We start from the raw sequence: 13715 nt of genomic DNA on the forward strand, positions 1-13715 counted from the left end.
GGGGCGACCATGGAAGAACTCAATTCGCTGATGGGCGGCTTTGCCGTCGCGATGTCGTGGCACAACGTCGGGCTCATGCTTGTGGGCATCCTGCTCGGCATCGTGGTGGGCGTGCTGCCGGGTCTGGGTGGACCGAATGGCGTGGCCATCCTGCTGCCGCTGACATTCTCGATGGAACCCACATCGGCCGTGATCATGTTGTCGTGCATCTACTGGGGCGCGTTGTTCGGCGGCGCCATCACGTCGATCCTGTTCAATATCCCCGGCGAGGCCTGGTCGGTGGCCACCACATTCGATGGCTATCCCATGGCGCAGCAGGGCGAGGCGGGACGCGCACTGACGTCGGCATTCACGGGATCGTTCCTCGGGGCGCTGGCCGGTGTGTTGCTGATCACGTTCCTGGCGCCGATGGTGGCGAAGTTCGCATTGCGTTTCGGGCCACCGGAATTCTTTGCGGTGTACTTCCTGACGTTCTGCAGCTTCATCGGCATGGGCAAGGAACCCAAGGCGAAGATCGTGATCGCGATGTGCATCGGCTTTGCACTCGCGGCGGTGGGCATGGACACGGTATCGGGCACGCTGCGCATGACATTCGGCTCCACCGAAATGCTGCGCGGCTTCGACTTCCTCGTCGTCGTGATTGGCCTGTTCGGTATCAGCGAAATCCTCATGACGATGGAAGAGGGCATCGCCTTCCGTGGCAAGCGCGCCAACATCGATCTCAAGGTGGTGCTCAAGACGTGGGCCGAATTGCCGCGCTACTGGATGACGCTGATTCGTTCGTCGGTCATCGGCTGCTGGCTCGGCGTGACGCCGGGCGGTGCCACGGCGGCATCGTTCATGGGCTACGGCGTGGCCAAGCGCTTCTCGCGCCAGAAGGACACGTTCGGCAAGGGCAATGTCGAGGGGGTGATCGCACCGGAATGCGCCGCGCATGCGGCGGGCACGAGTGCGCTGCTGCCGATGCTGGCGCTGGGCATCCCAGGTTCCGCCACGGCGGCCGTGCTGCTTGGCGGTCTGATGATCTGGGGTCTGCAGCCGGGGCCGCTGCTGTTCACCGAGCAGAAGACGTTCGTATGGGGCCTGATCGCCAGCATGTACCTGGGCAATATCGCAGGGTTGATCGTGGTGCTGTCCACGGTACCGCTGTTCGCCGCGATCCTGCGCATCCCGTTTGCGATCATCGCGCCGCTGATCCTGGTGGTCTGTGCGATTGGCGCATTCACTGTGCATAACGCGATGTTCGACGTCTGGCTGATGCTGATCTTCGGCGTGATCGGCTATGTGCTGAAGAAGCTCGACTATCCGCTGGCACCGCTGGTGCTGGCGCTGGTGCTCGGTGATCGCGCCGAGGATGCGTTCCGCCAGACCATGCTGATGTCGCAGGGCGAAATGAATGTGTTCTGGTCGAATGGACTGGTGGGCACGATCATGGCGCTGGCCGTGGTGATCCTGGTATGGCCCGTGCTGGGCGGACTCAGGGAGAAGACGCGGCGGCGAATGGTGTCGGCGCACGAAGGCGCCGGAGAATGACCTGAATGAAAAACGGCCCGCGCAAGCGGGCCGTACTGCTTCTGCCGTACCCGTGGATCAGCCCACGTAGAAGAAGATGCTGATGAACTGGCAGATGCTGCCACCGAGCACGAACAGATGCCAGATGCCGTGGAAGTGCTTCACCTTTTCGTCGAACAGAAAGAAGCCGATACCGGCCGTGTAGACCGCGCCGCCTGCCACAAGCCAATACAGCCCCGCGGGCTGCAATGCCGCCGTCAGCGGCTGGAAGGCAATCACCACCAGCCAGCCCATGATCACGTAGATCGACAGCGACAGAATCCGTGTGCGATGGCCGATCCACAGTTCCTGGATGATGCCGATGGCGGCGAGTCCCCAGTTGATGCCGAACAGCGCCCAGCCCCATGGGCCGCGCAGCGTGACGAGTGCGAAGGGTGTGTAGCTGCCCGCGATCAGCAGGTAGATGGCGCAGTAGTCGAGGCGCCGGAGAACGTCCTTGGCCGGTCCGCGCACGCTGTGATAGACGGTGGAGATGGTGTAGAGCAACACCAGCGTGGTGCCATAGACCACGGAACTGACCACCTTCCAGGCGTCGTGGTAGAGCGCCGAGTAAGTGACCAGCACCGCCATGCCAGCCGCGGCCAGCACTGCGCCCGCGAGGTGGCTATACCCATTGAACCGTTCGCCGCGATACATCCTGATGGCTCCAAGTTGCGAGGTGAATCAGGCGCATATTTTGGCATGGATCGCGAAGTTGGGTGATTTTGCCGGCAGAAGCAGGGTCATTTCATCATCTGGAAAGGGTTTGGCATGGACGCCCTTGCGCCCCTGGGGCTGCAGTATCGCTACCGTGGCTGCCGGATGTTCATTCGCAATGCATCTGCATTCAAACGATCGATTCGTATCGCTCTGGTCACATCATTGACATATCAAGCGACGAGACTGCCGGTCTCGCATCGGATATCCCCCGGGCGAGGGGTGCCCCCCGTCAATCAAGACATTTGGAAAGACAAACGCGGCCGAGAACGCGCCCGGGCACCTGGATTGTTGTTGCTCGGCCCGTCTTTCGACTCCTCGACCTCGACACATGACAACCACAACTCCCGTTCATTCGCGCGTGATCAGGCCGGTGCTGGGTGCCGGCCTGCTGTCCCTGGCCCTGCTGCTGAGCGCCTGCGGCGGCGACGACAACAACAACCCGACGCCCCCGGCCACTGGCGGCGGCAATGGTGGCAATGGCGGTAACGGTGGCACTACGCCCACGGCCTGCACCACGGCCCACTGCGCGCCCGCGCCCTGAAGGCAAGTTACGTCCCGCCCCCCCTGAAAACGGTCAGTCCCAAACAACTACCCATTCCCCGGACCCGGCATGACTTTCAACCCATCCAAGCGCAAGTTCCTGCGCAACACGGTCGGCACCGCTGCGGCCGCCGCCACGCTGGCATCGTTCCCGCCGAGCATCCGCCGCGCGCTGGCGATCGAGGCCAACAACGCCACTGGCACCATCAACGACGTGAAGCACGTCGTGTTGCTGATGCTGGAGAACCGCTCGTTCGACAGCTATTTCGGCACGTTCAAGGGTGTGCGCGGCTATGGCGACCGCTTCGCGATTCCGCTGGCCAACGGTCAGAACGCGTTCTTCCAGACCGACGCCACCAACAACACGCTCACGCCATACCGCCTCGATGCCAAGCTGGGCAACGCGCAGCGCGCCGGCAGCACGCCGCATACGTGGCCCAATGGTCAGGCAGCGTGGGATCATGGCCGCATGAACCGCTGGCCGGTGGCCAAGAACCGGTTGTCGATGTCGTACTACGAGACGGCCGAAGTACCGTTCCAGCGTGCGCTGGCCGATGCGTTCACGCTGTGCGACGCCTACCACTGCTCGATGCACACGGGCACGATCCCGAACCGCCTGTACTACTGGACCGGCACCAACGGCCCGAGTGGCAGCGGTGTCTCGGCCATGGTCAACGAGTTCAATGGCGGCAATGACGTGGGACCGTCCACGGCCGGCTGGGACTGGAAGACGTATGCGGATCGTCTCGTCGATGCCAACGTGAGCTGGAAGGTCTACCAGAGCCTGGCGGACAACTACGGCTGCAACGAGATGATGGGCTTCAAGCACTGGCGCGCAGCCATGGAATCGATGCCTGCGGGACGACGCCCCGTGGCGCTTCCCGCTGTGTCGCCTGCCTACGATCCGGCCATCGACGATGCATTGAGCCCGCTGGCCAAGGGCTTCGGCAACACCATGCCCGATGGGCTGCTGCAAAGCTTCCGCGACGATATCGCCAACGGCACGCTGCCCGAAATTTCGTGGATCATCCCGCCGTCGCTCTATAGCGAGCACCCGGGACCGTCGAGCCCCGCACAAGGCGGCTGGTATGTACAACAAGTGCTGGACGCGCTGACGGCCAACCCCGAGGTCTTCAGCAAGACCGTACTGCTGATCAACTACGACGAGAACGACGGCTTCTTCGATCACCTGCCCCCGCCTTCGGCGCCGTCGCGCAATACCGATGGCTCGCTCGCTGGTGGCAGCACGCTGGCCGATGCCGACATGGCGTTTGAGTACCACAACTATCCGCCGGCCACGACCACCCAGAACGGCCAGGCGCCGATCGACGGCAAGCCGTTCGGCCCGGGCCCGCGCGTGCCGATGTGGATCGTCTCGCCATGGAGCCGTGGCGGCTTCGTCAATTCGCAGACGTTCGATCACACCTCGACGCTGCTGTTCCTGGAGAAGCGCTTCGGCGTGAAGGAGCCGCAGATCGGCGCGTATCGTCGCGCGGTGTGCGGTGACCTGACCTCGGCGTTCAACTTCGTCAATCCGAACGCGCAGGCGTTGCCGACGCTGGCCGGACGCAGCACGAAGGTGACAGTGGACAACCTCGCGATTTCGCAGGCGGCGATGGCCGCGATTCCGGTCCCCACTACCCCGGTCACGCCCGTGCAGCAGACCGGCACGCGTCCTTCGCGCGCACTGCCGTACGAGCTGCACACCACGTCGCGCGCCGATGCCACGGGCAAGACGGTGACGCTGAGCTTCGCCAACGGCGGTGCGGCGGGTGCGGTGTTCCATGTCTACGACAAGCTGCACCTCGATGCCATTCCGCGCCGCTATGTGGTGGAAGCCGGCAAGACCCTGGATGGCGTGTGGAGTGTGGCGGCCGACAACGGCAAGTACGACCTGTGGGTGATCGGACCGAACGGTTATCACCGCGAGTTCATTGGTAACGTCAGCGAGCAGGCCACCGCCGAGATCCAGGTCTGCTACGAGCTGTGCGATCCGCCGCAACTGCAGGTCAAGCTGTTCAACCGTGGCGACAAGCCCTGCACGTTCAGCGCGGCGGCCAAGGCGTATCGCACCGATGGCCCGTGGAGCAAGACCGTGGCGCCGGGCGCCGTGGGCGAACTGGCGTGGCCGCTGGGCGATAGCGGAAACTGGTACGACTTCGAGATCGCCTGCGATATCGCTCCGTCGTTCCGTCGCCGCATCGCCGGCCGCATCGAGAACGGCAAGGACTCGATCAGCGATCCGGCCCTGGGCGTGGTGGCGTAATCGGACAGGCGAGCCATGCAGTGCGCCGGCGAGTGTGACGTGTACACTTGCCGGCTGGCGTCCGGTCTGGCGATCGGGCGCCATCCCTACACTCCGACACGACCCAATTCACATGAAAACTCTTTCGCTGATGCTTGCCGCCGCGACGCTGGCAGTCTCGGGCATGGCCGTTGCCGCCGAAACGCTGCCTTCGGGCGTGGTCATCGAAACGATCACCAAGGGCACGGGCCCGTCGCCGAAGGCGACTGATTCGGTAAAGGTCCACTATCGTGGCACACTGACCAATGGCACCGAGTTCGACAGCTCGTACAAGCGCGGCCAGCCGATCTCGTTCCCGCTGAACGGCGTGATTCCCTGCTGGACCGAAGGCGTGCAGAAGATGCAGGTTGGCGGCAAGGCCAAGCTGACCTGCCCGGCATCCACTGCCTACGGCGCACGCGGCGTCCCAGGCACGATCCCGCCGAACTCGACGCTGAATTTTGAGGTGGAGTTGCTGGGGATCGGGAAGTAAGGCTTTCCTCTCCATTGCTTTGACTCCCCTCTCCCGCATCGCGGGAGAGGGGTTGGGGGAGAGGGCCAGAAGTTCTGCTTGCCTACTGTTGGCAATTTGAACCGCCTGCCCTCTCCCCCGCCCCTCTCCCATAGGGAGAGGGGAGCAACCCCTCGGTTCTCGTATATCGCCCCCATGGACTCCCTCTTCCTCATCGTCGCCTTGGGCGCCGCTGTCGCTGGTTTTGTTCAAGGTCTGTCGGGCTTTGCGTTCGGCATGGTGGCGATGTCGTTCTGGGCGTGGGGTGTGGAACCGCATATGGCGGCGGCGATGTCGGTGTTCGGATCGCTAACCGGGCAGTTGCTTGCCGCCTTCACGGTTCGCCGCAAGTTTCACCTCGCCACGGTGCTGCCGTTCCTGCTGGGCGGCCTCGTCGGCATTCCCATTGGCGTGAGCGTGCTGCCGATGCTCGACGTCAACCTCTTCAAGCTCTGCCTTGGCACTGTGCTTGTGGTGTTCTGTCCCATCATGCTGTTCGCCAGCCGCATGCCGCGCATCACGCATGGTGGCCGCGTTGCGGATGGGGTCGTCGGTGCAATCGGCGGGATCATGGGTGGCATCGGCGGCTTCACCGGCATCGTGCCCACGCTCTGGTGCACGCTGCGCGGCTTTGACAAGGACCGCCAGCGCGTGGTCATCCAGAACTTCAACCTCGGCGCGCTGATCGTGACGATGGGTGTCTACATTGCCACGGGCCTGGTGACGCGCGACATGCTGCCGATGTTCGCCATCGTGGCGCCAGCCATGTTGATTCCGACCTTGATCGGCACGCGCGTCTACATCGGCATCAGCGAAGTCACCTTCCGGCGCATCGTGCTGACGCTGCTGAGTGCGTCGGGGGTGGCCATGCTTGTGGCATCGGTACCGAAACTGATCTGAGATCCGTGCCCGATGCGGCACATCGCGGAAGCAATCAGGGTTTATACTGATTAGCACATTCCGCCACCGCCCCTGTGGCCGCTTTCGCCCTGCATCGCCCCGCATCATGAACAAGCGTTTTTTCCTCTTCTGCGCCACGTCGTGGACCGCCGCCGCCATCCTGATTCTTGGCAATGGCACGATGTCCATGGATGTCCTGAGCGGCGTCGTGCTGCTGGCCGGGTTCGACCTGCTGCGTCCCTGATCAGCCTGCGAGACGCCCCTTGTTGGTGCTCGGCTTGCTGCACGACACAGCTTTTTTCGAAATCGCACGGTGATGCATGCTGCGCCCCTTCGTCGTCATGGCGATTCGGGGAACTAACGACTAGGCTTGCAGATGGTCCGTACGCTTTTGTCCTGCCAGACTTTGCGTACGTCAAATTCAATCGTTCGCAGGGAGGCTTCCATGAAGGCGTTCACGATGGCATTGGCGGTGGCAGTGTTTGTTCCGGGGCTGGCATTCGCAGCCGGCCCGGCCAACCCCGCCGACCGCTACGACTACAACATGCGCACCACCAATAAGGACGGCTATGTGCCGGATCCGGCGCGCGTGTCGAACAAGGACGGCTATACACCCGACGCGGCGCGTGCTGGCGACAAGTTCGATCCGTACACGCAGGGCGCGAACAAGAGCACGTCGTCGGCCCTGACCGACACCAAGAGCACGAAGAAGAAGTCGTCGCAGAAGGCGCAGAAGAAGGCGCCCGCAGCGCAGTAAGTCAGGGTTGTGAAGTTGTCTCAAGGGCCGCGAAAGCGGCCCTTGTGCGTTTCAGCGCGTGCGGTCTTCGATACGCTCGATCAACCCATCGATCCAGCGATGCAGTTGCCCATCCCACATCACCAGCCCCGTACTGCGCGCCAGGATGCGATACACGCTGCGGCGGTCCACCTTGCTCGCGCGCGCCGGGTCCAGCCAAGCGTCGTTCTCTGCCAGTAGCGCCAGCGTTTCGAGCCCGATCAGGATCGGCCACAGGCACGCGAGCCGCAAGCGGATGGCGGTACGGGGCAGGGCAAAGGTGTAGGCCGAGGCTTCGCGGAAGTGATCCAGTGCGATGCGCAGCAGTTCGTTGCGCATGGGCACGGCGCGCGTTGAATTCGCTGCATCTAGCAGAAGTTGTGGTGTCAGGCCATGGCGATCGAGCACTTCGGTGGGCAGGTAGCAGCGGCCGATGCGCAAATCCTTGCCGCAGTCGCGCAGCACGTTCACCAGTTGCAGCGCCTTGCCAAAGCGCACGCCACGGCGCAGCATCGTGTCCACTGGTGCCTGCATGACGCCGGGTGCATGCGCATCGGTCATCGTGGTCCAGAACTCGCCGACGCAACCGGCGACGAGATAGGTATAGCGATCGAGATCGGCCAGGGCCGGCAGCGCGGCCACTTCGCCCGAACGTTCGTCCGGGAACGTGCGCAGATCGAACTCCATGCCTTCGGTGAGCGTGGTAACGATGTCCTGCACGGCGATGCGGTCGCGCTTGGCAAGCTGGGCCAGCACGTCGAGCGCAGGACCGATCGATTCGAGCAGCACTTTCTCGTTGGAGTCGGTCTGTTGTCCGGCCACTTCGACAGCGAGGCGTTGCGCCAGTGCGCCGTTGTCATCGATGCCATTCACACGCTCGCGCAGCGCAAGCAGCAGTTGCAGCCGCTGCGCGGGCGGAATCAGCGAAGTATCGGCGATCGTATCGGCGGCGCGAGCCAACAGGTAGGCAAGGCCGACAGGGTCGCGCATGCCCGCAGGCAGGATGCGCAGTGTCAGATAGAACGAGCGGGACACTCCCTTGAGTAACGGGCCCAGCAGGAAGGCCCGGTCTGGTGTCGGCATGGCATGGTGATGGCGTCGAGGAACGGCGCATTGTAGCGGGAGGCCGTGCCGCTGGCGTCACTGCATGTCAGGACTTCTCATACGAGAGTTCGGGATACCAGTCGCCGCGTCCTTCGGGGGTGGTGTCGAGCAATGTCCAGAGTGGATCGGGATCGGGTGCGCCGCGCGGGTCCTGTCCGGGGTCCGATATGTCGAAAGAGAACTCCGAACTGTAGAAAAGGCGGATCGTGCCGTCGCGCCGGCTGAACACGTTGTAGGCGGGCATGTCCTCGTCCCTGGGGCTGACGTAGTCACGTGTGAAATCGCCATCCGTGTCGGCGTAGATCGGCAACTGCGTCCAGCCACGTTCCGCCTTGGCTGTCTTGAGGCGCTCGATGGGCGAGCGCGCGATCATGGCAAGCGCCACGCGTTGTTCGATATCGGGCACCTTGCCCTCCCAGCCCGCCATCAGCGATGTACACATCGGGCAGGGCTTCTCGCGTTGCGGCCCGAACATGTAGCTGTAGATCACCAGCGTGTCCTTGTTGCCGAAGAGATCGGCCAGCGTGACCGGTCCGTTTTCCCCTGTGAAACGATAGGTCTTGGTCACTTCGCCGCCCGGCGGCAGTTCCCGGCGCATGACGGCCACGCGCTCGATATGGCGGCGCAGTTCGATTTCCTCTGCCAGCAGCGCGTTGCGCGCCTGGCGATAGGCGGTGGTTTCGTTCGGAAAGTGGATAACGTTACGCGCGGCAAGCTCGGTTGCCGGCACCAAAGTGGACGATTGCGTCATCGTCTGCCCTCCTGAAAAGCGAAAGCGTGGCGTACGCGCCACGCTGGGAAAAACCCGCGCTACCCGCAAAGCCCGGTCCGGCGCGGCTGTCTGACCAGCATAGGCAAAGACGTGTCCACATGCGCACTGCGCTATGTGACAGTCATTCCCATGTCACGCGCGGCGCTGCATAATCTCTAGCATCTGGGCTTCAAGGAATGACCTGATGCGCGTGACGATTCGTACCTCGACGATTCCAGGAACCCTAGACCGTGGCCCATTGCATCGGGCGGCTGTCTACCTCAATACCGAGGATGAAGTTCCACCGCTGATGATCAGCGCCTGGAGTCAACGTGAACCTGAAGTCTTCCTGGCCGCCCAGCGTTGGGCGCGCAGCCACGACTACATGGTTTCGAATCCCCGCAACGGCACTTACTACGGCGGACGCACTGCGCGCTGAAGCATCTGGCGCACCTGGGAGTTTGCCGAAGTGAGACGTTTGCTGTTGTGTTGCCTGGCGCTTGCCGCGTCGGGGCATGCCTTTGCCGATGTGGGCCTGCTGGAACGCCTGGTCGGTGCCTTCTCCCGCGATTCGCTCTGGAAACATGTGCAGGAACGGTGCCTCGTTCCTGCCACGCCTACTCACACCGATTGCGTCGTCGTCGATCGCCAGCGCGGCTTCGTGCTGTACAAGGATGCGATTGGCGCCTCCCACTATCTCGTGATTCCTGACCAGCCCGTCGGCGGCGTGGAAGATCCGCGTGTCTGGTCGGACGGCAAAACACACAGTGCGTGGACGTTCGGCTGGCAGGCGCGTGACATCGTCGCCAAGTCGATTGGCAAGCCGTTGCCCGATCCGCTCGTCGGGTTGGCGATCAATGCGCGCGCGTCGCGCAGCCAGGATCAACTTCATATCCATCTCGATTGCATCAGCGACCGCGCGCGCGATTTCCTGACGACGAACAAGATCGGCACGCAATGGACCGACCTGAGTTTCCAGGGCAAGCCGGTGCGCGCCATGCTGATTCCGTCCGCGCAGCCCACGCTGACTGTTGATCCTTTCGATGTGGTCAGGCAGAGCGCGGGCGGCAAGGAGATTGCAGACCGTGGCGTGTTCGTCGGCTATATCCAGCCAGCGGGCGGTGTGGCAGGGTTTGTCGTGGTCGATGAGCCGGTGGACAAGGCGGCAGGTGGCAACGGCCACGCGAGTGATTTCCTGGATCGCGGTTGCAAGCTGGGACGTGCGTTGCCATCGGACGGTTGAACCGGCAGAGGTTTTGCCAGGTGGAATGTGAGGCCGGTGGAATGCCGATCATTGCGCGATGATCGGCTTTTTCTTGCGTGTGACGGGCGCCGCGAGAGCCGACGCCAGCATCTTGCCGCGTAGAATACGTCGCGAGCCTCCTTCGACGTATCCCAATGCATACCCCGGCACCAGAACCGGAATCCAATCCGGCAACGCCCGCGTCTGACCGGCGCCCGCACACTTCCGTTGTTCCCAATCAGACCACCGTCTCGCGCGGACTTGCGCTGCTGACCTTTGCTTTCATCCTCAGCCAGTTCTATCGCAGTTGCCTGGCGGTTATCGCGCCCGAGATCCAGCATGACTTTGCGTTGTCGCCCGCCGGCTTCGGGGCGATGTCGTCGTGCTTCTTCCTTTCGTTTGCTGTCGCGCAGATTCCCGTAGGCATCGCGTTCGATCGCTATGGCGTGGGGCGTCCCACGGCGTGGCTGTTGGCGATTGGTGCGTTATCGGCAGTTGGCTTCGTGCTTGCTCCCAACTGGGCGGTGGCGATGCTCGCGCAGATGGGTCTCGGTCTGGCCTGTGCGCCGGTGTTCATGGGCCTGCTGCACTACGCCTCCGAAAATCTCGACGAGCGGCAATACATGCGAATTGTGAGTCGCTCCAACGCGCTGGGCATGGTTGGCGCATTGTGTGCCACGGCCCCGTTGGGATGGATCTCGCAGCACGCGGGATGGCGGCCCGCGCTGGCAGTGTCCGCGTTGTGCATGGTGGGCGCGTGTTACGGCGTGTGGCGTTATGTGCGAGACAGCGGTCACGCGCAGGCGCGGCAGGCGCCGATGGGGGCCATGCTGGCCGAGAGCGGCAAGCTGCTGGCGTATTGGCCGCTATGGACGCTGATTCCGATGTGCGTGGCGATGGCGGCCGGTACGGGTTTCCGTAATGCGTGGAGCGGTCCTTATCTGGCGGATGTGTTCGGCATGCAGGCCGGCGCGCGCGGCGTGGCATTGACGCTGCTGAGCCTGACTGGATTCCTCACGGCATTCCTGCTGCCTGTACTCGTGCGTCGCAACACGCTCAAGTCCACCGTGGGCGGATGGGCGTGCTTTGCGATGATCGGCGGTATCGCGCTGACGATCTGGCCCGATGCTGGCGTGGTGTCCGGCGTGGCGATGATGGCGCTGCTGTCCACCATCGGCATGTTGCATCCGCTGGTGATGGCGCAGGGTCGTGCGCTGATTCCTGCGCAGGCGCGTGGTCGGGGACTGGGCGTGCTGAACACGTTCGTGTTCCTCGGGTCGGCGCTGACATCGTGGGGCTTCGGATTGATCGCTAATGCTGGACATCTGCGCGGCTGGGCGAACCCCGATATCTACGCGGCCATCTTTCTCTCGGCAGTCATCGCCGTGGTGCTGTCGCTGGTGGCCTACTGGTTCAGTCCCACCTCGGCACCGGTTGTGAAGCCCTGACGTCACGGCGAAACACGCGCGCAAAATCGCGCCACCGCGGCGGGTGAGTGGCCTCACTAAAGGGGGCATTCATCCGCCGCAATCATTTCAATATTACAAACAGCTTTCAGTTTGACGTTGTCGCCGCAATTCGCGTTTTCCCTTAGTTTTTGCTCAAGTTTCTTCTACGCCTGACCGTTAGGACTCCCAATGTCTGTCCGTGCGTACATGCATCGCGCGGCTACGCAGGAGGAGCGGCCGTGGGCAATGACCACGGCCTGCCACGAACCAATCAATCAGGTAAGAAGAAATGAAGAATCTTGGTATTGGTGTGCGCCTTGGCATTGGCTTTGGCGTGGTGTTGGTATTGAGCACGTTGATGACGGTGCTGGGCGTCTACAGGCTGCAGGAAGTTGCAGGCCGCACGCACGAGATGATGCAGGAACCGCTGGCCAAGGAACGGCTGGTGAGCGACTGGTATCGGCTCATGTATTCGAGCGTGCGTCGCACCACGGCCGTGGCGCGTAGCAGTGACCCCACGCTCGGCGCGTTCTTCGCCAAGGAGACGGCGTATTCGGTGAAGGCGATTGCGGAACTGCGCGACAAGATCGAGCCGACGCTGAAGACCGACGAAGAAAAGGCGGCGTTCAAGAAGATCCAGGTAGTGCGCAATCCGTACAACGATTCGCGCGACAAGATCACCAAGCTCAAGGCCGAGGGCCTGACGGATGACGCGAACAAGGTGCTCGACAACGAGTTCGTGCCGGCTGGCGATGCGTACCTTGCCGAAATCCAGAAGCTGCTCGATATCCAGCGCACGTCGATCGACCAGACCGCTGGCGAGATCAACCACATCTATGAAAGCGCGCGCAACGGCCTGATCCTGCTGGGCGTGATTGCGCTGGCCATCGGCGTGAGCTTTGCCTGGTGGCTGACCATCGGCATCACGCGCCCGCTGCATCGCGCGGTAGGCTTTGCGCGCACCGTGGCCGCTGGCGACCTGACGAGCCGCATCGACGTGGACAGCACGGACGAGACGGGGCAGTTGCTCGAAGCCCTGCGCGAGATGAACGACAACATCCTTGGCATCGTCAAGGAAGTGCGCAACGGCACCGAGGCAATTGCCACGGGTACGAGCCAGATCGCGGCGGGTAACACCGATCTTTCGCAACGCACCGAAGAGCAGGCATCGTCGCTGCAGGAAACTGCGTCGAGCATGGAAGAGTTGACCAGCATCGTGCGGCAGAACGCGGATAGCGCCAAGCAGGCGAGTTCGCTGGCTGTGAACGCATCGGAAGTGGCGACGCAGGGTGGCGACGTGGTGGGCCAGGTCGTGAACACGATGGACGAGATCAACACGTCGTCGCGCAAGGTGGTGGACATCATCTCCGTGATCGAAGGCATCGCGTTCCAGACCAACATCCTGGCGCTGAACGCTGCCGTGGAAGCGGCACGTGCCGGCGAGCAGGGTCGCGGCTTTGCGGTGGTGGCAGGCGAAGTGCGCAGCCTGGCGCAACGTTCGGCTACGGCTGCCAAGGAAATCAAGTTGCTGATCGGGGATTCGGCAGATCGCGTCGAGCGCGGTTCGCAACTGGTGGCGCAGGCCGGAGAGACCATGGAGTAGATCGTGAGCGCGGTGAAGCGCGTGACCGACATCATGGGCGAGATCAGCGCGGCGTCTGCCGAGCAGAGCGCCGGCATCGAGCAGGTGAACCAGGCGGTGACGCAGATGGATACCGTCACGCAGCAGAATGCTGCGCTGGTGGAGCAGGCCGCTGCGGCGGCTGGCTCGCTGGAAGAGCAGGCGCAGCGTCTCAAGGAAGCGGTGGCAACGTTCCGGCTGGCTGCCTGATTGGTTTGAGCAAAAAAACGCCGGCGGACCTGGATCCGCCGGCGTTTTTTATTCGCG

13 protein-coding genes and 1 pseudogene are annotated in these 13715 nt (G+C 63.0%); 11 read left to right on the forward strand and 3 right to left on the reverse strand.

Annotated features, from left to right (window positions below; all coding sequences use genetic code 11):
• Positions 1-9 precede the first annotated feature (9 nt).
• Complete coding sequence (locus GA566_RS26275) at positions 10-1533, forward strand: tripartite tricarboxylate transporter permease (RefSeq protein WP_160474472.1); 1524 nt, start codon at positions 10-12, stop codon at positions 1531-1533.
• 57 nt (positions 1534-1590) lie between these two features.
• On the opposite strand, the gene GA566_RS26280 is transcribed toward GA566_RS26275, so the two are convergent.
• Positions 1591-2208 (reverse strand): hemolysin III family protein, encoded by a 618-nt coding sequence (locus tag GA566_RS26280; protein WP_137927295.1) that lies wholly within the window; start codon positions 2206-2208, stop codon positions 1591-1593.
• 391 nt (positions 2209-2599) lie between these two features.
• On the opposite strand from GA566_RS26280, the gene GA566_RS33010 reads away from it, so the two are divergent.
• The 6 genes from GA566_RS33010 (at position 2600) to GA566_RS26300 (ending at position 7263) form a co-directional block, all read left to right on the forward strand.
• The gene (locus GA566_RS33010) at positions 2600-2812 is read left to right on the forward strand and encodes a hypothetical protein (RefSeq protein WP_202126969.1); all 213 of its coding nucleotides are present in this window, start codon (positions 2600-2602) and stop codon (positions 2810-2812) included.
• Positions 2813-2881: 69 nt separating this feature from the next.
• Positions 2882-5077 carry a phosphocholine-specific phospholipase C gene (locus GA566_RS26285; RefSeq protein WP_160474473.1) on the forward strand — a complete coding sequence of 732 codons (2196 nt, stop codon included), beginning with the start codon at positions 2882-2884 and terminating at the stop codon, positions 5075-5077.
• Positions 5078-5189: 112 nt separating this feature from the next.
• On the forward strand, positions 5190-5588 hold the full coding sequence (locus GA566_RS26290; RefSeq protein WP_137927292.1) for an FKBP-type peptidyl-prolyl cis-trans isomerase: 399 nt from the start codon (positions 5190-5192) through the stop codon (positions 5586-5588).
• 174 nt (positions 5589-5762) lie between these two features.
• Positions 5763-6506, forward strand: a complete 744-nt coding sequence (locus GA566_RS26295; RefSeq protein WP_137927291.1) for a sulfite exporter TauE/SafE family protein — start codon at positions 5763-5765, stop codon at positions 6504-6506.
• 106 nt (positions 6507-6612) lie between these two features.
• Positions 6613-6750 carry a hypothetical protein gene (locus tag GA566_RS33015; protein ID WP_171020485.1) on the forward strand — a complete coding sequence of 46 codons (138 nt, stop codon included), beginning with the start codon at positions 6613-6615 and terminating at the stop codon, positions 6748-6750.
• A gap of 201 nt (positions 6751-6951) precedes the next feature.
• A complete protein-coding gene (locus GA566_RS26300) occupies positions 6952-7263 on the forward strand; it encodes a hypothetical protein (RefSeq protein WP_137927290.1) in 312 nt (103 codons plus the stop codon).
• A 51-nt stretch (positions 7264-7314) separates the two neighbouring features.
• Here GA566_RS26300 and GA566_RS26305 read toward each other — a convergent pair whose 3' ends face one another.
• A complete protein-coding gene (locus tag GA566_RS26305) occupies positions 7315-8364 on the reverse strand; it encodes a phytoene/squalene synthase family protein (protein WP_160474474.1) in 1050 nt (349 codons plus the stop codon).
• 67 nt (positions 8365-8431) lie between these two features.
• Entirely contained in the window at positions 8432-9136 is a 705-nt protein-coding gene (locus tag GA566_RS26310; protein WP_137927288.1) for a DUF899 family protein, read from the reverse strand.
• A 205-nt stretch (positions 9137-9341) separates the two neighbouring features.
• Between GA566_RS26310 and GA566_RS26315 the strand changes: the two genes are divergently transcribed.
• The 4 genes and pseudogenes from GA566_RS26315 (at position 9342) to GA566_RS26330 (ending at position 13658) form a co-directional block, all read left to right on the forward strand.
• A complete protein-coding gene (locus tag GA566_RS26315) occupies positions 9342-9575 on the forward strand; it encodes a CDP-diacylglycerol pyrophosphatase (protein ID WP_130392286.1) in 234 nt (77 codons plus the stop codon).
• A gap of 30 nt (positions 9576-9605) precedes the next feature.
• Positions 9606-10379, forward strand: a complete 774-nt coding sequence (locus tag GA566_RS26320; protein WP_160474475.1) for a CDP-diacylglycerol diphosphatase — start codon at positions 9606-9608, stop codon at positions 10377-10379.
• A 155-nt stretch (positions 10380-10534) separates the two neighbouring features.
• Positions 10535-11827, forward strand: coding sequence for an MFS transporter (locus GA566_RS26325; RefSeq protein WP_160474476.1), 1293 nt, complete (start codon positions 10535-10537; stop codon positions 11825-11827).
• A 289-nt stretch (positions 11828-12116) separates the two neighbouring features.
• Positions 12117-13658 (forward strand): annotated as a pseudogene (locus tag GA566_RS26330) (methyl-accepting chemotaxis protein).
• Positions 13659-13715: the final 57 nt, after the last annotated feature.

This window comes from Cupriavidus sp. SW-Y-13, assembly GCF_009793345.1.
GTDB lineage: Bacteria > Pseudomonadota > Gammaproteobacteria > Burkholderiales > Burkholderiaceae > Cupriavidus.